This is a genomic window from Streptomyces sp. NPDC004629 (assembly GCF_042873595.1).
Taxonomy (GTDB): Bacteria; Actinomycetota; Actinomycetes; order Streptomycetales; family Streptomycetaceae; genus Streptomyces.
Map to the genome: position 1 here is coordinate 92,255 of NZ_JBIALO010000003.1, position 19,054 is coordinate 111,308.

The window sequence follows — 19,054 nt, forward strand, 5'->3', positions numbered from 1 at the left end:
GTGGGCAGGGGCGCGGGCGGCAGCGGCCGGAGCAGCGGGGACTGGGCTGCAGAGGCAGGGGCGCGGGACGGCAAGGCCCGGGGCGCGGGGGCGCGGAGGCGGACGGCGCGGAGGCGCAGGGGCGGACGGCACCCCGCCGGGTGGGCAGGGGCGCGGGCGGCAGCGGCCGGAGCAGCGGGGACTGGGCTGCAGAGGCAGGGGCGCGGGACGGCAAGGCCCGGGGCGCGGGGGCGCGGCGGTCAGGTGTCTCGTCCGGGGCGGAGGTACGGGCCGGGCTCGCCGTCCGGGTCCATCTCGCGCCGCGGGCCCACCTCGCCGTCGGGGTACGCAGCGTCGTCGGGGTACGCAGCGTCGTCGGGGTATGCAGCGTCGTCGCGGATTTCCTCGTTGGCCGGGGGCGGTGAGGTGGGGCTGCTGGTGGCCGAGGGGAGTCCGTCCGGGAGGTCGACCGACTGCTCCACCGTCGTCCCCGGCTCTCCGGACGGCCCGCCCGCGGCGCCGGGGCGGACCGCCACCAGGATCAGGGCGGTCACCGCGACGGCGCCGAGCACGCGGCCCACACGGCGGGCCTTGGCCCGTCCGCCCAGTTCCTGCCACGCCGGACCGGGACGCGCCTCGTCCCGCTGCCACAGCTCACCGACCGCCGACGCCGACGCGGGCTCCCGGGACGGTGACGCTGCCGGCGAGGTCATCCGCTCCCGCGCGGACGGCTCCTTGGGCGCGCCGGAGACATGGATCGCGCCCTCGCTGTCCCGGAGGAACTTGTCCCACACCTCGTCCGGAACGGACGGCAGGCCGGCGGGATCCTCGGACGCCCCGTCGCCGCCCGGCTGCTCAGTGGTCACGTATAGGCTCCGATGTGCGGGTACCTCTCCAACGCCGTCGATGCGCGGCAGCGGTTAGCATACTTGCATGAGAGCGCAAGTAGCGTCCTGGGACGAGGAGCGGGCCGAACGGTCGGTGGCCGTGCTCAAGGCCGTCGCCGACCCGTCCCGCTACCGGCTGCTGTGGGCGCTGAGCGAGCGGGAACTGCCGGTCGGCCGTCTCGCCGAGCTCATCGGGGCCCAGGTCGCGGCCACCTCCCAGCACCTGGCGAAGCTGCGCACGCTGGGCCTGGTGGCCTCCCGGCGCGAGGGCACGCGCATCTACTACCGGGCCACCGGGCCACGGGTGCGGGCGCTCCTGGAGAGCGCGGTCCTCGCGGCCGACGAGGCCGCCCTCGCTGACACCACCGCGTTCCCGGAGCCCGCCAAGCATCCGGAGCCCGCGTTCCCGGAGCCCGCGTTCTCGGAGCCCGCCCGGCAGCCGGAGCCCGCCCTCAGAAAGGCCCGCGCCACGGCCCGAGCCCGCCACCCCGCCGCAGAACACTGACCGGCCGCAGACACAGCCCCGCCACCGAACACCAACCCGCCACAGAGACAACCCCGCCACAGGGCGCTGCCCGCCCGCCGGCCGGACCCGCCCCCGGTCAGGCCCGCCGCCCCGACCGCCGGTCCTCGCGCGGCCGGCCCGCGACCGCGTCACCGGTAGCGCAGCAGCAGCATGGCGGCGTCGTCCTGAAGGGGACCGCTGACATGCTGCAACAAGTCCTGCCGCAGGGTCTCAAGGGCGGCCTCGGCATCCCGCTCCTTGAGCAGGTGGGCCCGGTCCGGCAGCGGATAGAAGCGCCCGTCGGCGTCCCGTGCCTCGGTCACCCCGTCGGTGTAGAGCAGCAGTTGGTCCCCCGGGAGGAAGTCCGCGTGGAAGGGCTCCGGCGGCTCCGCACCGTGTGCGCCGAGGCCCAGCGGCAGCGCGTACGCGGGCGGCTCGGGGAGGTCCACCGTGCCCTCGACGCGGATCAGCATGGGGGCCGGGTGCCCGAAGTTCAGGAACGTGACCCGCTCGTCGCTCACCTCGGCCAGGATCGCGGTGACGAACTTCTCACCGTCCAACTGCCGGTCGACGGCCCGCTCAAGCCGCCGTCCCACCTGCACCAGGTCCGTCTCGTCCGGCGCGGCCTCACGGAACGCGCCCAGGACCACGGCGGCGGTCTCCACCGCCTCCAGCCCCTTGCCCTGCACGTCCCCCACGATCACCCGGACCCCGCCGGGGAAGGCGACCACCTCGTACAGATCGCCGCCGATACGGGCCTCGGCGACCGCGGACATGTACGAGACCGCCACCCGCAGATGCCCGGCCAGCCGCGGCACCGGCTTGAGCAGCACCCGCTGGGCCGCCTCCGCGATCGACCGGAAGCTGTCCAGTTGTGCCTCGCGCCGCTCCCGCATGGACACGGCGACCAGCCCGGCCACCGTGACCCCGATGACGGAGGCGATGGCCATATAGCCGCGCCGGGCGTCGATCAGGTCGTTGTACCAGCCCAGGCCGGCGGAGAGGAGCAGGGCCATCACGCCGATGCAGGCGGTGCGCCGCCAGCCGCCCACGAGCGGTGCGAAGGCGGGTCCCACCGAGATCAGCGGCAGGAAACCCAGTGACGGGCTGGTGGCGAGGTCGGCGACGGCGACCGCCGCCATCGTGGCGAACGGCAGCACGGCCAGCACCGTCAGACGGCGGCTCTGCGCGGGCTCGTCCTTCTCCGGCACCGGGCGCTCCCCCTCCACACTTGACGCCGAGCAGGATCATCGTGACAGACCTGTGCATCCGCCTCCAGGGTGCAGAAGTCAATTCAGGATCGGCCCGCACCGCCCGTCGCTCGCAGAGCCGGAAGGCGCGGGCGCTTCCGCTGAAGCAGCGGGGGCCGCTGGGGAAGCAGGGGATGAGGGTGCGCTCGTGGGGGACATCGCAGGGGGCGCATCAGCGTCCGGTGGGGGCGCGGAAGCAGCGGATGGATTCTGTTCGGGGGCAGACGGGGGCGTAGGGGAGCCATCGGGGGTACGCGAGCGCACTTCGCCGCTGCCGCTGCACGCGGCCACATCCGCGAACGCGCCCCCGCCCCCGCAGGACGTCTCCGCGCCCACCCCGGCAGCACCACTGGGGGGCGCGGCGGACCGGTCCCCAGCAGCCACATCACCCACAACACCCCCGGCCTCAGCGATCGCATCCGACGCGGCGGGCCCGGGTCGGCCCGACGGGCGCCGGTGGGGGAAACGGGGGACGAGCCAGTGCGGTCGATGGCCGTGCAGGAGGCCGAGGACGATCGCCGCGGCGACCGCGATCAGGTGCTCGCGGCCCGCCAGGTTGGGTACGGCGATCGACTCCCACACCATCGACCCGCCGGTCAGCGTGAACACCACCGGGGCGCGCCGGACGACCCAGAGGTAGGTGAACAGGCCCACCACCGCGGCGGACGGCCCGGTGTCGAGCACCTGCCCGGCCTCGGGCGGCAGCCCCAGCCCCCACCAGCCCGGCCCCAGCGCGATCATCACCCGTACCGTCAGGGTGCCGGCCAGCGTCGTCGCGTACGCCACCGCCAGGGTGCGGGCCCGCCCCAGCGCGAGTTCGGCCAGTGCGAACGCGAGGAACAGCTGGGTGATGCCCGCCCAGACCGGCAGGTCCAGGGCCGGTACGTACAAGGAAACGGGTGTACGAAGCAGGGCCAGCCACAGCGGCAGGTCGGCGGTGACGCCGCCCAGCCGCCACACCACCAGCGCACCCGTCGGCCGCTGCGCGAGGTCATGGAAGAAGATCACACCGAACGCGGCCAGGAACGCCAGCGAGAGCGCGAAGGGCCCGCGCCGCCGAAGCTGCCGCAGCGGTTCGACGACGATGCCCTGCCACTCGCCGCGCAGCGTACGGCCCATGAACGCCGCCGCGCGCAGCAGCGGGGCCCGCGGTCGCCGGTGCCCGTCCTCGCTCACGAAGGCCTGCGGCCCGTCATGATCGGTTCGCCCCCACCCGTAATGACCCCCCGTCACCCATTCCAGATGCCATCGTATAGATCGTCCATGCCGTACGGCCGGACCGGACCCCAGGCAGCCCCCGACCGAACCCCCGGCAGCCCCCGACCGAACCCCCGGCAGCCCCCGACCGGACCCCAGGCAGCCCCCGACCGAACCCCCGGCAGCCCCCGACCGAACCCCCGGCAGCCCCCGACCGGACCCCGGGCGGCACCGGAGCGGTCCGCCGGATGCCGCCCGCGGCGGAGCCGGGACCGGACGGCCGGCCCTGGCAAGTAGGCTGAAGCCGCTGCGGCACCCCCACCAACACCGCCCCACGCACAGGGTGTTGGCCTGCGGCGATCAGGAGTTGGCCAACGGCGTGAGGATGAAGGACAGGTGCTGATAGCGGGTCGGTATCGGCCGCACACCGCCCTCGGGCGGGGAGCGATGGGCGAGGTCTGGCGGGCACGGGACGAGGTGCTCGGGACGGACGTGGCGATCAAGTTCCTGCTGGCCCAGAGCTCCGACGCCACCGCCACCGCCCGTTTCCGGCTGGAGGCACAGACCGCGGGCCGGCTCGACCACCCCCACGTAGTGGGCGTCCTGGACTTCGGTGCCCATGACGGACGGCTGTTCCTGGTGATGGAACTGGTCGACGGCGACAGCCTCGCGCACGTGCTGTCCACCGAGGGCACACTGCCCCCGGAGCGGGTGGCCCGTATCGCCGCCGAGGCCGCGGCCGGCCTGGCCGCCGCCCATCAACAGGGCATCGTGCACCGGGACATCAAGCCCGGGAACCTCCTGCTCGCCGCCGACGGCAGCCTGAAGATCGGCGACTTCGGCATCGCCCGCTTCATGGACGACCCGGCGGCGGGGCTCACCGCGACCGGCCAGATCGTCGGCACCAGCCTGTACCTGGCCCCGGAACGCGCCCTCGGCCGGCCCGCCGGGCCGCCGTCGGACGTGTACTCGCTGGGCTGTGTGCTCTACCAACTCCTCATCGGACGGCCGCCGTTCGAGGCCGACACGGCGGTCGCGATCCTCCACCACCATCTCGACAGCGCACCCACCCCGCCCCGTCAGCTCGGCGTCGACATGCCGCCCGCGCTGGAGAACTACCTGCTCGGCATGCTCGCCAAGCAGCCCGAGGCACGGCCGGCCGCGTCCCAGGTCGCCGAGTGGTTCGCCGTCGACTCCTGGCGCGGGCACCGCGAACCGCTCCCGCCCGCCGCGCCCGGGGATGCCGGCGGGCGCGCATCCGGCCGGGGCAGGCCGGCACCCGGGCCCGGTTTCGGTTCCGGCACCGGCGTCGGCTCCGGCGGAGCGGCCGGACCGAGACCCCCGGCCGCAGCCGGACGAGGACCCGCGAGCGCGATCGGGCAGACGGCGCCCGGCCCGGCCGGACGCAGCGGCGGTGGGGCAGTAGGACAGGGCGACGCCGGAGCGGCCGGACGGAGCGGCGCAGGAACGGTCGGACGGGCGGGCGCCCGCGGCGCGGCACAGGCGCGGTATCTGCCCGGCGAGCCGGGCCCGGCGACCACCTACGCGCTGCCGAACTCCGGCGCACACGCCTCCCCGCCGCACCGGGGACGCGCCCGCCGCAGACCCGCACTGCGCCACCTCGTCGCCCGCAGCCCGAAACTGGTGGGCGCCGTCGCCGCGACGGTGCTCTTCGTGGCCGCCCTGCTGATCGGCATGGCCTTGTTCGCCCCGGACTCCGGATCGGCGGAGACCTCAGGACCCGACGCACCGCACAACTCGGCTCCGGCCCCGTCGTCCGCCACCGAGTCCGCCCCCGCCGACTCCCTATCCACCGAGACGGACTCCTCCGATTCCGTGTCCGTCGGCACCCCGGACGGCGACGGCAGCCCAGACCAACAACCCGAGAAGAAGCCGGAACCGAAGAAGCCGGAACCGAAGCACGACGAGGACGACGACTGACCCGGCCGCCGAGCGCCGCCATATCGTCACACTTGGCCCCATCGGTACCCAAGGTTCACATCTCCGCCACAATACGGGCACGCGACGGCTAGGATCCCCCACGGGGTGAGCCCGGACGTCCGTCTGGCGCGCTGCCGCCACGCCTACGGAGTGCCCGTATGAACACCACCATCGGCTGCGCCCTGCTCGGGATGTGCACCGTGCTCGTATGGCCGCCCGTGCTGGCCACGCTGCTGGGCTGGGAACCGCCCCTGCCGCACCGCAGTGACGGTTCGGCCCGGCTGCTGGCCATGGCCGCCTCGACCGGGCACGCCGCCCTGCTGGCCGGTGTCGCACCCCGCCTGGCCGCGGCACCCGGCACCGTCACCACGGCCTGCTCCTACGCCGCGGCCCTCCTGGCGATCACCGCGGCCGCCCTGTGCGTCGCCTACGAGCGAACTCCCGCCGAGCATCGCGAAGAAGACCACCCTCCGCCCGCGTCTTTCCCACGACGCCCCTGAGTGAGCCCTGCCCTAAGACACCACCGACAACCTGACTCTCAGCAAGCCACTGCCCGCTCGCGGCACTTCAGCCAGGACGCCCACGAGACTCGCCCGAGCCAAAGAAGTCCCACGCCGCGCCCAATCACACGAACTCCCGCCTCCCACATGCCCCCACGCGGTCCTGCCCGTCGACCTCCGACATGCCGACCACGTACGGGCAGGAGGCGAACCGGTCACGGCACCCGGAAACGCCCAGCCACCACCCCTTCCGACTCGCCTCCGGGTTCACTCACTTTCGTGCCCGGCTGGGTGGCGAAGCACAGCCCGCGACCAGTTCTCTTTCGCCTGAGGACTGATCAGCTCAGCCTGTCGGAGGTCTGCATCATCCGTCACCGGCTCACAGGGGCCTTGTCAGCAACATCGCGCAACTCCCTTGGTGCGTCAGGCAACTTTGCGCAACGTCTGTAGTTCGTGGGCAGGCCCGGTACCTACGGTCCTGCCCATGGTCACAGCACGCGAATGGGACGACGTCGATCCGTTCACCATGCGACTGGCCGAAACACTCCAGCGAGGAGCAGCCGTATGAGCTGAACAGCCGCAGAGATCCCGCCCGAGGTACTGAAACGTTCTGGCGCTGCCCGACCTGGACGAGGACCGGGCGGCCGGCCGCGTGTGCGTCTGGTGCGGCAAGCTGCTGACGATCGAGACGGCCGTGGATCTCGGCGAGCAGAAGGCCGCGGATGGTACGTGCTTCCCCCGCGCCTGCCGGAAGTGCACCGCGGACCGCGCGCACCGCGGGCTGCTCGACCACGCGCCGGCGTGCGAGCTGTGCCCGGCGAAGGAGACGGCCGCAGACTGTGTGGTCGGCCGGGGCCTGTACCGGCTTGTCAGGGACAACCGGCGATGACCGGCAGATACGGCCTGTGCTCCTGGTGCAAGGAACTCGCCGACGACACCCGGCTCAGCCAGGCCGTGGAAGCGGGCTCCGGACCGTGCGCGGCCGGGAACAAGTTCGCCTGCGCCCCGTGCCGCGAGGCGCGCCGCCTGGTCCCACTCGCCGACCAGCCCGCCCAGGGAGAACGCCGATGCCCCCGAAGAGCACGGCCGAGCGGATGGCCGAAGCGCAGCAGTCGGGCGGCCGGGCCGCGGGCTACTGCTGGCTGGAGCACCCCAAGGGCAACCGGTTCTGCTCCCGGCGCCCGCACGATGACCGGGAGCACGTGGACCACTACCGCGGCCGGAAATCCGTGACCGACACCCAGGGCACCACTTGGGTGGAGTAGAGCCTCCGGCGTCGGCGAGGGCGAACCGCCGCGGGGGCCGCACAGGTGATGGACAACCCATGATCGTTCGGGGTCGTGGACCCCATGCGGGCTCTGATCATGGAAATGCCCTCCGAGGACTGACCTCGGAGGGCATCTGACCTGCGGTGGAGCCTAGGGGAGTCGAACCCCTGACATCTGCCATGCAAAGACAGCGCTCTACCAACTGAGCTAAGGCCCCTTGCGAGCGACGGCCTGCCTGAGCATCGCACTCGGGTGGGCGCCGCAGACCAGAGTACCGGGTCACCCCGGGGATCTCGCAAAAAACCTGGGGGTCCCTCGAAACGACCACGCTCCGTAAGATGCTCGGCGTGGTTCGCGACAGCGAACCACGTTCTTGGGGAAGCGATGGGGAGACGCAACATGGACGCCGCACAGCAGGAAGCCACCGCAAGAGCGCGGGAGCTGCAGCGGAACTGGTACGGGGAGCCGTTGGGGGCACTCTTCCGTAAGCTCATAGATGATCTCGGGCTCAACCAGGCCCGGCTCGCCGCGGTACTGGGACTGTCCGCGCCGATGCTGTCGCAGCTGATGAGCGGCCAGCGCGCGAAGATCGGCAATCCCGCGGTGGTCCAACGGGTGCAGTTGCTGCAGGACCTGGCGGCGCAGGTCGCGGACGGCAGTGTCAGCGCGGCCGAGGCGACCGACCGCATGGACGAGATCAAGAAGTCGCAGGGGGGCTCCGTGCTCAGCAACACCACGCAGACGACGAGCAGTTCGGGCGCGCCGACGGTCAAGCGGGTGGTCCGCGAGATCCAGTCGCTGCTGCGCTCGGTGGCCGCCGCCGGGGACATCATCGAGGCCGCCGACACCCTCGCCCCGACCCACCCGGAACTGGCAGAGTTCCTCCGGGTGTACGGCGCGGGCCGCACCTCCGACGCCGTCGCGCACTACCAGTCCCACCAGAGCTGACTCCCCGGCCCGTCCGACGGAGGGGGTCCGACGGACGGGCCGACGCTTGAGGGGCGTGCCTGAGGGCATGACAAGGGGTCGTATCACTCATCTCGGGGGAGGCAAGGGGGACAAGGGGTAGGGGACAAGGGGTAGAGGGCCGGGGGTAAGGGGGCCAGGGGTCAGCCGCAGGGGAGGAGCGACGGACAGCCATGGGTGAGGTCTTCGCCGGCCGGTACGAACTGGCCGACCCGATCGGACGCGGAGGCGTCGGCGCCGTCTGGCGCGCATGGGATCACCGTCGCCGCCGTTATGTCGCCGCCAAGGTGCTCCAACAGCGCGACGCCCACTCACTCCTGCGGTTCGTACGGGAACAGGCCCTGCGGATCGATCACCCCCATGTGCTCGCGCCGGCCAGCTGGGCCGCGGACGACGACAAGGTCCTGTTCACCATGGACCTGGTCGCCGGCGGCTCGCTGGTCCATCTGGTAGGCGACTACGGCCCCTTGCCGCCCTCGTTCGTCTGCACGCTGCTCGACCAACTCCTGTCCGGACTCGCCGCGGTGCACGAGGAAGGTGTCGTGCACCGTGACATCAAGCCCGCCAACATCCTGCTGGAGGCCACCGGCACCGGCCGTCCACGGCTGCGCCTGTCCGACTTCGGCATCGCGATGCGGCTGGGCGAACCGCGGCTGACCGAGACCAATCTCGTGGTGGGAACGCCGGGTTATCTCGCGCCCGAGCAGATGCTGGGCGCGGAACCCGACTTCCCGGCCGACCTGTTCGCCGTGGGCCTGGTCGCCCTGTATCTGCTGGAGGGAGCCAAACCCGACGCGAAGGCCCTCGTCCAGCACTTCGCCGAACACGGGACTCCGGGGGCGCCCAAGGGCATCCCCGAGCCGCTCTGGCAGGTCGTGTCCACGCTGCTGCAACCGGATCCGGAGGCCCGTTTCCGCACGGCCACGGGGGCCCGCAAGGCGCTCGTCTCGGCCACGGAACTCCTGCCGGAGCCAGGCCTCGACGACGAGGTGATCGAGGTCTTCGACCAACTCGGCCCGCTCCCGCCGGGATTCGGCCCCGATGGACCTTTCCGACCGGCCTCGGGCGTGGACACCCAGGTGGACTCGGCGGCGCGACCCGGCCCACCGGGGTCGGCCGGAACGGGCACCGTGTCCGGAGCGTGGGTGACCGGGGTCGCGGCGGCAGGGGTTGCGCGGCCGGGCGTTGCCGGGTCCGACGGCGCGTCGGGCGCGCAGGACGTCTCTTCGCCGGCGAACGGCTTCCCCAAGCAGGTTCCGCCCCAGGTCTCCGCTCGGTCCGGGCCGAGCGACACGGATTCGGTCCCCGGCGCACCGGCCGCCCCCGCCGGCCCGCCTTTTCTCCCCTCCGACTCCCGCCCTGGCCATTCCCGCCCCGGCGATTCCGGTCCCGGTGGTTACGGCCCTGGCGATTCCCGCCCCGGTGGTTCCGGCCCCGGCGAATCCGGCCCTGGTTGGTCCGGCCCCGGTGGTTCCGGCCCCGGCGAATCCGGCCCCAGCGAATCCGGACCCGGTGGTTCCGGCCCCGGTGGTTCCGGTCGGGCCGCCCCCGGCTCCACAGCGCCCGGTCCCACGGCCCTCGGTCCCACGGCCTCCGTCCCCCGCCCCTCCGGCAACTCCCCCTCCGGCTACTCCCCTTCCGGCAAGTCTCCTTCCGAGCCCGCCCTCTCCGACAGCTCCCCCTCCACCTCTGCCCGTTCCGCAACTCCCGCTTCGGCCGCCTCTGCTTCCGCCGCCTCTCGCGCTCAGGAAGCCGCCGTACCCGTGGATCCGCAGGAGGGCGACGGTCTGCGGCCCCTCACCATGTCGGACACCGGCAGCTTCCATCTGCCGCCTCCGCAGCCCGCTCGGTCGCACGACACGGAGTCGGACACATCCGGGACACCGATTTCCCAGGGTCACCCCCCGCGGACCCACCAGACCGACGGCCCTCGGCACAACCCACAGCACGACCTGCACCAAGACCCACATCAACCACTGCACGCCCCCCACCCCCACCACCCCGACCAACCCCCCACCGCGACCGCGCCCACCCACAGGCATGTCTCCCCCCACGACCCCTCCCACGACCCCACCCACGCCCTGTCCTCCCCCCGTCCGCAGACCCCCTGGAACCCCGCACAGGCGCCGCTTCCTCCGATGCGACCGCAGCGCGTTGACGCCTCTACTGCTTCATACACCGCTCAAAGCCCGCAGGTTCCGCATCCCGCACAGGCGAATTCACCGTCGGCCCCGCCTCCACCCCGCCGAACCGCGCGTCGCACCCACCGCGCCCACCGCCCCCGCCACCCCGGCCCTCCGGCGAAGGCCGCGATACCGATCCTGCTCCTGGCGCTGGCCTGCTACGCCGTGGGTTTCTGGGCGCTGACCCGCATCTGAGCGCCGGCCCGCCGCCGGGCGGCCACCATCCATACCCCGAGCGCCAGCAGCAGCGCGCTCCCCGCGCCGATGCCGCCCGCCGCCAGCACCCGCATCGCGGTGTCCCCACCTCCACCGCTCCGCCCCGTCACGGCCGCCTCCCGGTCCTGGGCCGTGACCTCGAACAGGTTGCGCGGCTCGGACTGCCCGGCGTACCCGGGCCCGGCGTGCGGGGTGCCGGTGACGCGTACCCGCAGCGTCACCCCGAAGGGTCCATGGCCGAACGTTCCGGCCATCCCCTGGCTGAGGTGCACGACGAGGTAGTACGCCCCGGCGAAGCGCATGGCGCGTACCGCGTCGAGCACGGCGTACCGGTTGCGGTACTCGACGGGCGGCAGGGGGCTGAGGACGGCGGCCTTCTGGCTGCCGTTGTAGCTGAGGGCCGCGTCGTCGACGTAACCGCGGACGGGATTGTGCAGCGCCAGGTCGAGGGCCCCGCTGACATAGCCGCCGGACCCGCTCGAACTGCCCAGTTCGGCGGTGGCGTGCACCTGCTGGCCCCAGTCGACCGGCACCTTGTAGAAGAGGGTCTGCCCGGGTTTCACGTCCGTCTGCCAGACCCCTTGTCCGAGCGCGCGTGCCGTGGCGAAGCCCGCTCCGCCGGCGCGGCGCCGGGGCTCACCGGTGACCGGCTCGGGCGAGGCGGAGTCCCAGACCTCGGGCGCGCTCGTGGCCCCGGCCCGCCGCGGACGCGGCTCGGCGACCGGTGCCAGCTCCAGATCCCAGGCATCCGACGCGGACCCGCCACCCGAACCCGGCACGTCCGCCGTGCCCGCCGGTTCGAGGCGCTCGACCAGGACGTAATAGGTGCCCGCTCCCTGGCACAGGGAGCCGCCCACCTGGCGCATTCCCAGGGCCGTGACCGGCCGCGGGCTCAGTCCCGCCCCGAACCGCGCGGACGCATAGGAACAGGAGCCGCCGTTGGCGTCCTGCACCGACACCCTGATGCCGTCGCTGGCGGAGACTGCGGCACCGGCGGGGGGTACGGCGGTCACGGGGACGTACGCGGTCGTCGTCGCCCGGAGCTCCACGCGGTAGTAGAGCCTGCCGTTGCGGGGGAGGGAACTCCGGTACGTCTCGCCCGGGTTCAGCCCCTGGGCGTCCACGGTGCCCGCAGCACCGGCGACGGTCCTGGCCCCTTCCGCGAAGGCGTACCCAGCGGAAGCCGAGGCGGCCGAGCCAACGGCCCCGCCCTGTGAGCCCACGGCCACCGCCGACCGGCCCGGCACCAGCAGGGCGCACAGCACCACCGCCGTCCCCGCGACCGCGACGGGCGGCCGACGGATCCGCCGGGTCGCCCCGGGCCGCCACCCCCTCGCCGTACGCCACCCCTCTGTACGCCACCCCGTGCGCCGCACCATCCCGTGCCACCCCTCCTCGTCCCACGGCGATGCGGCGGGGCATCTCACGGAGGGACCTCATAGAGGAACCCACGGAGGCACCCCGTGGAGGAACCTCACGGAGAACCGCGCAGGCACCCCACGCAGGCACCTCACGCCCGCGCCCCACGCCCGCGCCCCACGCAGGCACCCCACGCAGGCACCTCACGGAGAAGACCGCCCGCCGCCCTGTACAGCCCGACACCGCGTTTTGCCCGGCGAGACCCACCGACAGCCGCCCTGCGTCAACGGTGGCCGTGACCACCACGGCCCTGCACCGCATGTCGTCGCGTCGTACCGGATCGTGGCCCATCCTGCCCCGCCCGCGCCCGGGTCGTCCCGGCAATCCGTGCGGCCGTCCGAAACGCCCCGCTCGCGCGCGGCCCTACCCCCTCATCGGCGCCCGGGCAACACAAAACCCCGACCGCAGGGGCGGTCGGGGCCTGATCGGTTTCCGTTGTCTGTACTCACGAACCCGTGGGCACGGAGTCAGTCGCCTCCGTCCACAGATCCTGCTCGGCGCGATCCGCCTGGATCTGGCGGTACACGAGGAGCCCGCCGATGGCGGCCAGTGCGACCAGGAGCAGCTTCTTCACCGCGCGACCTCGTCTTTCCTTGACGTAGGGGACCTCTGGCGCCCGACTATACACACCGCCCGATATCGGTCGGTGACCTGCGCCGGGCCCCCAACTCCCGCCCTCAAGAGCGCATTAGCCGCGGGGGACGGCGTCCTGGCCGGACGGTTGTCACACCCGCACACACAGTTACTTTGCTCCCTCTTCACCACTCAAGATCCGCGTTTAGGAGATTTTCTTCCGCTTTGCACCCATCCGAGTGGTGTTCATCTGAACATCGCCGCGCCACGTGCGTGGGTCCACCACTTCGCGACGCTCATACACATCATGAGGAAAGTACGCAAATCGCCCAACCTGAAAGTGAGGGGTCATGGCCAGGAACAACAAGGTCATGAATCTGTGGACCGTCATCGTCACCGCCTTCCTCGCCCTGTTCGCGGCGCTCGGACTCGCCTCCTCGGCCACGGCCGCAGCCGCCCCGCAGACCGAGGCCCCGCAGAAGAGCAGCGCACCCGCTCCGACGCCGGCGACGCACCACTGGTCCTGGACACGCTCCTGGTCCTGGTCCGAAGCCAGAGCGCTGCCCCCCACGATGAAGCAACGGATCCGGGCCGAGGCCCACGGCACATCCCCCAGTTGCCGCCACAGCCCCCTCGAAGACACCGCAGCGGACATCCTGAGGGGCCTGGCAGCCCCGGCGCCGCTCACCTGCTGACCCGACGCCCCTCCACCACTGACACCGGAACCTGCCGGAACCTGCCGGAACCCGACCGAAACAGACGGAATCCGGCCGGCGCGCCCGAACGGAACCCGACACCCAGCGGTACAGCGGCAGCAGCACACAGGATGTGCGGCACCCACGACCCGGTAAGAGCACCACAGCAACACCTGATGGCGAACTTGCGTACAGCTCCGCATCAGCGCGATTCCCCCGGCCTCCCCCCGGCCGGGGGCCTTCGCATGCCCGCTGTGCCGCCCGGCCCCAAGTCGTCAGGACCTCTTCAGGAGTCGTAGCCTGATGGCGAGGTGACTCCTGTGCCCAAAGCGTACGAAGTGATCGCGGACGACATCCGCCGGTCCATCCGCGAGGGCGGGCGCGAGCCCGGCCAACGCCTGCCGTCGGAGGCGGACCTGGCCCGGCACTACAGGCGCAGCGTGCCCACGATCCAGAACGCGCTCCGCGTTCTGAACGAGGAAGGTCTGATCGACAAACGGCACGGCAGCGGCACCTTCGTCCGGTGTCCACGCACCCGGGCGGTCCGTGACAACCGCCGGCACCAGTGGGAGAAGCGCCGGGCCCGCGAACCGGAGGCCGAGCGTGCCCTGACCGGCGCGACCGAGCACGACACCGGTCTTGAACTGCGGGATCTCGTCTTCTACGCCCGATACCGGGAGATCAAGGCGCCGCAGGACCTCGCGGACGCGTTCGGCGTCCCCGAACACACCGTCCTCCTGGAACGCACCTACCGGACCCGCCACGCCGCCGAGACCGCCCCGTTCAACCTCGTCACCTCCTATCTCGTCCGGGACATGATCGCCGTGAACCCGGATCTGCTGGACGACCGCAACGAGCCCTGGCCGGGCGGCACGCAGCATCAGCTGTACACCGCGGGCATCGAGGTGGACCGGGTCGAGGAGCGCTTCACCGCCCGCCCGCCGACGCCGGAGGAGGCCGAGGAGCTGGAGCTGCCGCCGGGTACGTCGGTGATCCTGCTGCGGAAGACGTCGTACGACATCGAGGACCGCGTCGTGGACATCACCCACGTCACCCTCCCCGGCGACCGCACGGAAATCCTCTTCACGACATCCCTGGAAAGGTGGTGAGGGCCGTCGTGCGCCGGCGCGTCAGCATCGTCACCGCGGTTCACGCGCCTTCGGCCCCGTTCCTGGCGGAGGCCCACGAGTCGCTGTGCGCGCAGGAACTGCCCGACGGCTGGACCTGGCAGTGGGTGATCCAGCAGGACGGGGAGACGGACGACGTCCGTCCGTACGTCCCCGACGACGCGCGGGTGACCTTCCGGCAGGGACGGCCGGGCGGCCCCGGAGTGGCCCGCACGATGGCGCTCGCGCACGCCGACGGCGCGTACGTCAAGGTCCTGGACGCCGACGACCAGCTCACCCCGGGCGCCCTCGCCCGCGACCTGACCGTCCTCGAAGGGGACCCCGGCATCGGCTGGACGACCTCGCGGGTGCTGGACCTGATGCCGGACGGCTCCACCGTGGGCTTTCCCACCGACCCCGACGACGGGCCGATCGAGCGCGGTGTCGTGACGGAGTACTGGGTGCGCAACGGCTTCCGCGCCCAGGTCCACCCGGCGACGCTGTGCGTACGACGTGACCTCCTGGTCGCGCTCGGCGGCTGGATGGCGCTGCCGGCCTCCGAGGACACCGGGCTCCTGCTGGCCCTGAACTCGGTGAGCCGCGGCTGGTTCTCCCGGCGGGTGGGGCTCCTCTACCGCAAGTGGGAGGGCCAGGTGACGGGCCAGGCCCCACACGTCGACCCGGCCGAGCGGGACGCGCGGATGGCCGTCGTCGCGGCCAGGGCGCGGGCGCTGGCAGGCTTCGGATGGCACGCACCGCTGACCGGCTCACCCACGCCGGCGACCGACTGACGCCCCTGCCCCCGCCCCCCTCGGCCGCCACGCATCGGACAGCGTCATCGTCACGGCAAGTCACCGCAAGGGTCAGGCAGCGTCTCCGCAAGGGCCAAGGCAGCGTCACCGCGAGGGTCAGGGCAGCGTCACCGCAAGGGTCAGGGCAGCGTCTCCGCATCCACCCGGGAGAAGATCAGATCGCATTCGCCCTCCACGGGCCCGCGCCAGCGAACGGGCACGCCCGCCGTGCCGCTCAGTGCCGACGGGTAGCTCCCGGGCGCGTAGTCGTTGGCCAGCCGATAGACGTGAAAGCCCGCGTCGGTCATCGTCCCGAGCAGTTCGTCGGCCGAGTCCCCGAGCCGGGCCATGCGCTCGGGGGTCACCTCGACGCTGATCTCCGCGTCGGGCCGCAGCCTGTCCAGCAGGGGCGCGAGGCCGCGGACGACGCCACCTTCCGCGCCCTCGACATCGACCTTGATCACCCGGGCGCTCGCGATCTCCGCCGGTTCGAGCAGTTCCGGCAGCGGTCGGGCCTCGATCTCGAAGGTGGACTCGGCGGGGCCGTCGTAGGGAACGATGCTGTTCGCCCCCATGTTGCGGGAACTGGCGAGCACGAAGGTCAGGGTCTTGTGGCCGTCGGAGACCGCGGCGTTGACGGCACGGATGTTCCGGCAGTCGTTCAGCGCGCGCTGGTGCAGCAGGCGGCGGTGGAACGCGGGCGACGCCTCGATCGCCACGACCCTCCCCCGGTCACCGACGAGCCGTGACGCCAGGACGCTGAACACCCCCACGTTCGCCCCGACGTCGACAAAGCCGTCCCCCGGTTTCAGCCGGCGCCGTAGCCAGCTCGTCATGTGCGGCTCCCACACCCCGAACAGGTACACGTAGCGCTGGATGAGGTCCTGGGTGTCCACCGCGAACCGTGCGCCGGAACGGGTCATCACGACGCGCCGGCGTGGATGGTCCCGCAGATAGGGGTTCAGCCAGCGAGCGGCGAGGGCCGCCTTGCCGAACGAACCCGGGGCGTCGCGGACATACCGGCGGCCGAGCGTGACCAGGAGCTCCGACAGGGGACCGCGCATCCGATCCGCCGCTCCGCCGGGCCCCGTCATCCGGTGACCGCTGTCGCCGGGGAGGGGCACCGCTCGACCGCCTCCTGGACGAGCGCATCGCCCCCGCTGTGCTCGCGAGCGGCGGACCGCACGAGGCCGTATCCGTCCTCGCACGCGACGACGGACGGGACCCGGTGGGCGCACGCGCCGGAGCCGTGACAGTGATCTGGGCCGAAGGAGACGGTCATGCGCACTCCGGTCGCGGAGGGGCACCGCCCGAACGCGATCGCCGGGCCGGTGCGGAGCTGATGACTCACACGACGTCACTGCCCCGCGAACGGCACGGCGAACCGGCCTCGGGACGGGCGGCCCGTGCGGCACCCGGTGACGCGGCTACCTCTCGGTACCCGCGGTCGCGAGCCAGTGGGCGACCCTGCGCAGGGTGGTCTCGTCAAGTCGCTCCACCAGAGCCTGGACGGCGGTCAGGTCGTCCGGCGTGAGGTCGTAGAGGCCCGCCCGGCCGAGGCCCGCCATGAGCACCTGGTGCCGCCGGTCGTCCATGCGCTCGGCGAGCTTGCTCGGCTCCGTGAGCTTGCCCGGCTCCGCAGACTCGGCCGGCTGCTCCTCGGCGGTTCCGGCGGGCGACCGTGCGGCCGTACCGACCGGACCGGGCGTCGTCGGGTCCGCAGAGCGTTCGAAGCGATGCCAGGCGCCGTCCCGCGGCCCCCACAGGGCGACGGTCGGCTCGCCCCCGCGCGCCCGCACCGTCTGCGTCATCTCGCCGACGGCATGCACCACGGGGGAGCGGTGGGACGACTCGGCGCCGACCCGCCATGACGCCGAGTCCGGTTCGTAGAACATCGCGACCCAGCGTGGCGTACCCGGAGGCTCCGGGCTCCGCAGACGTGTGTCCACCGCACTCACCCCTTCGGAAGCGACCCGACGGCGACCATAACTGACGTACCATCAGATTTACAGGGTCGTAGCGAGGGTCGCACCGGGGGTTCCCGGCGCCGGGCCCGGGACCCGCCGCCCGGCACTGGTCCCTCCCCACGTGGAGACCAGTGCCGGACGTCGCGGGCGGTGTGGATCCGTACCGCATCGGCGTCGGCGGCGCGGATCGCAGGAGAAGCGTCGCGGCCCCGAGATCACCGCGACGGCTGCCGGAAGAAGGCTCGCGACACGCGTCTTCCGGGCTTTCGGGTCCGGACGTTGGGCCTACCCGTCCGGGCCTTCGCCCTCGTTTTCTGACTCCGACGGAAGCTGACCGAGAACATGCGGCGCCATGAGCCGACTCTCCGAAGCTCTGGGGTGCTGACCTGTCCGGACGACGTGCGGACGGCGCGTAACCGGTCCGCTACTGCGTCGCGATCCTGCCATCTGCGGCGCCCAGCGACGAGGCTCCGGAGCCCGGCCCAGGGCATCGCCGCAGGTCAGCCATATAGGGTGAGTTTTCCGGTCCGGACGTCCAAAAGCGGGGAGTAAGGGGTGGAGCCTTGAGTTCCGACTCAGGGGCACGCACAGCCTTCGCAGAACGTCTCGCGCTGCTGTACAAGGAAGCGGGCAATCCTCCCCTCAAGCGCGTGGCCGAGGCCGTCGTCCGGTTGCAGCGGGTCGACGAACGCGGCCGGCCCGTCCGGGTGTCCGCGCAGCGCATCAGCGACTGGCGGCGGGCCAAGAACGTGCCCGCCCAGTTCGGTGCCCTCGCCGCGGTGCTACAGGTGCTGGTCCCCGACGCCCGGCGCGCGCGACCGGTTCCGGTCTACCCGGGCCTGTACGACCTGACCGAGTGGCAGCGCCTGTGGGAGCGCGCCGTGGCCGACCCGGTCGCCGACCGCCCGGCGTCCCCGGACGAGACGGAGGGCACCTCGGGGCAGGCCCCGGCCGTGCCCGGAGTCTGCCCGTACCGGGGGCTCGCCGCCTACCGCCGGGAGGACGCCCGCTGGTTCTTCGGCCGGGCGCGGAGCACGCAAGCCCTCATCGACCAGCTCCGCGCGGCGGAACGGACCGGCGGCCTGGTCATGCTCGTCGGCGCCTCGGGGGCGGGAAAGTCCTCCCTCCTGAACGCGGGCCTCGCCCCGGCCCTGCGCGAGAGCACGCCGGACGACGGCGGATCGGCCGGAAGCGGCCCAGTCGCAGTCACCCCGGACACAAACGCCTCCAGCGCAAGCGGCTCGGACGGAGCCCCGGCTGGCGCAAACGCCCCAGGCGCAGGCGACTCGGGCGGAAGTACGGCGGGCACAAACGCCCCAGGCGCAAGCGGCTCAAGCGGAAGCGGCGCGACCGTAAGCACCGCGGCCGCAAGCGGCTCGGACGGAGCCCCTGCTGGCACAAACGCCCCAGGCGCAGGCGGCTCGGACGGAAGTACGGCGGGCACGAACGCCCCAGGCGCAAGCGGCTCAGGCGGAAGCGGCGCGGGCGACGGAGACTTCCGGCCCCGCGGGGAAGGCGAAGGCCGCCCCCGCGAACACGGCACCGCGGGCGGAAGCGACTCCGCCGCAAACGCCACGGGCACACCAGCCCCGGACGACGCAGACTTCCGTC

General features: G+C 72.6%; 16 protein-coding genes, 1 tRNA gene and 2 pseudogenes. 10 read left to right on the forward strand and 9 right to left on the reverse strand.

The features are described 5' to 3' along the window. Positions 1-239: 239 nt before the first annotated feature. Positions 240-845 carry a hypothetical protein gene (locus tag ACFYTE_RS05715; RefSeq protein WP_388705370.1) on the reverse strand — a complete coding sequence of 202 codons (606 nt, stop codon included), beginning with the start codon at positions 843-845 and terminating at the stop codon, positions 240-242. A gap of 67 nt (positions 846-912) precedes the next feature. Between ACFYTE_RS05715 and ACFYTE_RS05720 the strand changes: the two genes are divergently transcribed. Beyond that, complete coding sequence (locus tag ACFYTE_RS05720) at positions 913-1,371, forward strand: ArsR/SmtB family transcription factor (RefSeq protein WP_388705373.1); 459 nt, start codon at positions 913-915, stop codon at positions 1,369-1,371. Positions 1,372-1,520: 149 nt separating this feature from the next. Here ACFYTE_RS05720 and ACFYTE_RS05725 read toward each other — a convergent pair whose 3' ends face one another. After that, a complete protein-coding gene (locus tag ACFYTE_RS05725; protein ID WP_388705936.1) occupies positions 1,521-2,513 on the reverse strand; it encodes a PP2C family protein-serine/threonine phosphatase in 993 nt (330 codons plus the stop codon). Positions 2,514-3,065: 552 nt separating this feature from the next. Beyond that, positions 3,066-3,740 (reverse strand): annotated as a pseudogene (locus ACFYTE_RS05730) (hypothetical protein); the annotation flags it as partial. A gap of 474 nt (positions 3,741-4,214) precedes the next feature. Here ACFYTE_RS05730 and ACFYTE_RS05735 point away from each other — a divergent pair. From ACFYTE_RS05735 to ACFYTE_RS05745, 3 genes are all read left to right on the forward strand, one after another. Then, positions 4,215-5,759, forward strand: a complete 1,545-nt coding sequence (locus tag ACFYTE_RS05735; RefSeq protein ID WP_388705375.1) for a serine/threonine-protein kinase — start codon at positions 4,215-4,217, stop codon at positions 5,757-5,759. A 158-nt stretch (positions 5,760-5,917) separates the two neighbouring features. After that, a complete protein-coding gene (locus ACFYTE_RS05740) occupies positions 5,918-6,259 on the forward strand; it encodes a hypothetical protein (RefSeq protein WP_388705378.1) in 342 nt (113 codons plus the stop codon). Positions 6,260-7,326: 1,067 nt separating this feature from the next. Then, positions 7,327-7,524 carry a hypothetical protein gene (locus ACFYTE_RS05745; protein WP_388705381.1) on the forward strand — a complete coding sequence of 66 codons (198 nt, stop codon included), beginning with the start codon at positions 7,327-7,329 and terminating at the stop codon, positions 7,522-7,524. A gap of 147 nt (positions 7,525-7,671) precedes the next feature. Here ACFYTE_RS05745 and ACFYTE_RS05750 read toward each other — a convergent pair. After that, positions 7,672-7,744, reverse strand: a tRNA-Ala gene (locus ACFYTE_RS05750). Positions 7,745-7,926: 182 nt separating this feature from the next. Between ACFYTE_RS05750 and ACFYTE_RS05755 the strand changes: the two genes are divergently transcribed. After that, the gene (locus tag ACFYTE_RS05755) at positions 7,927-8,475 is read left to right on the forward strand and encodes a DNA-binding protein (RefSeq protein ID WP_351730989.1); all 549 of its coding nucleotides are present in this window, start codon (positions 7,927-7,929) and stop codon (positions 8,473-8,475) included. A 191-nt stretch (positions 8,476-8,666) separates the two neighbouring features. After that, positions 8,667-10,871, forward strand: coding sequence for a protein kinase (locus ACFYTE_RS05760; protein WP_388705385.1), 2,205 nt, complete (start codon positions 8,667-8,669; stop codon positions 10,869-10,871). On the opposite strand, the gene ACFYTE_RS05765 is transcribed toward ACFYTE_RS05760, so the two are convergent. Together ACFYTE_RS05765 and ACFYTE_RS05770 are read right to left on the reverse strand one after the other, a co-directional pair. Continuing rightward, positions 10,835-12,271: a hypothetical protein gene (locus ACFYTE_RS05765; RefSeq protein WP_388705388.1), complete on the reverse strand. Its 1,437-nt coding sequence runs from the start codon at positions 12,269-12,271 to the stop codon at positions 10,835-10,837. The genes ACFYTE_RS05760 and ACFYTE_RS05765 overlap by 37 nt on opposite strands. Positions 12,272-12,756: 485 nt before the next feature. After that, positions 12,757-12,885: a DLW-39 family protein gene (locus tag ACFYTE_RS05770; protein WP_003999697.1), complete on the reverse strand. Its 129-nt coding sequence runs from the start codon at positions 12,883-12,885 to the stop codon at positions 12,757-12,759. A gap of 349 nt (positions 12,886-13,234) precedes the next feature. On the opposite strand from ACFYTE_RS05770, the gene ACFYTE_RS05775 reads away from it, so the two are divergent. The 3 genes from ACFYTE_RS05775 (at position 13,235) to ACFYTE_RS05785 (ending at position 15,476) form a co-directional block, all read left to right on the forward strand. After that, positions 13,235-13,579 (forward strand): DUF6344 domain-containing protein, encoded by a 345-nt coding sequence (locus ACFYTE_RS05775; protein WP_388705391.1) that lies wholly within the window; start codon positions 13,235-13,237, stop codon positions 13,577-13,579. 320 nt (positions 13,580-13,899) lie between these two features. Continuing rightward, positions 13,900-14,688 carry a GntR family transcriptional regulator gene (locus ACFYTE_RS05780; protein ID WP_388705393.1) on the forward strand — a complete coding sequence of 263 codons (789 nt, stop codon included), beginning with the start codon at positions 13,900-13,902 and terminating at the stop codon, positions 14,686-14,688. 8 nt (positions 14,689-14,696) lie between these two features. Further along, positions 14,697-15,476: a glycosyltransferase family 2 protein gene (locus ACFYTE_RS05785; RefSeq protein WP_388705395.1), complete on the forward strand. Its 780-nt coding sequence runs from the start codon at positions 14,697-14,699 to the stop codon at positions 15,474-15,476. A gap of 140 nt (positions 15,477-15,616) precedes the next feature. Here ACFYTE_RS05785 and ACFYTE_RS05790 read toward each other — a convergent pair whose 3' ends face one another. The 3 genes from ACFYTE_RS05790 to ACFYTE_RS05800 all read right to left on the reverse strand — a co-directional run bounded on the left by ACFYTE_RS05790 (position 15,617) and on the right by ACFYTE_RS05800 (position 17,371). Continuing rightward, complete coding sequence (locus tag ACFYTE_RS05790) at positions 15,617-16,540, reverse strand: FkbM family methyltransferase (protein WP_388705398.1); 924 nt, start codon at positions 16,538-16,540, stop codon at positions 15,617-15,619. 26 nt (positions 16,541-16,566) lie between these two features. Continuing rightward, positions 16,567-16,758, reverse strand: a complete 192-nt coding sequence (locus ACFYTE_RS05795) for a ferredoxin (RefSeq protein WP_388705400.1) — start codon at positions 16,756-16,758, stop codon at positions 16,567-16,569. 145 nt (positions 16,759-16,903) lie between these two features. Then, a complete protein-coding gene (locus ACFYTE_RS05800) occupies positions 16,904-17,371 on the reverse strand; it encodes a hypothetical protein (protein WP_388705402.1) in 468 nt (155 codons plus the stop codon). A gap of 635 nt (positions 17,372-18,006) precedes the next feature. On the opposite strand from ACFYTE_RS05800, the pseudogene ACFYTE_RS05805 reads away from it, so the two are divergent. Continuing rightward, positions 18,007-18,607 (forward strand): annotated as a pseudogene (locus ACFYTE_RS05805) (hypothetical protein); the annotation flags it as partial. Positions 18,608-19,054: the final 447 nt, after the last annotated feature.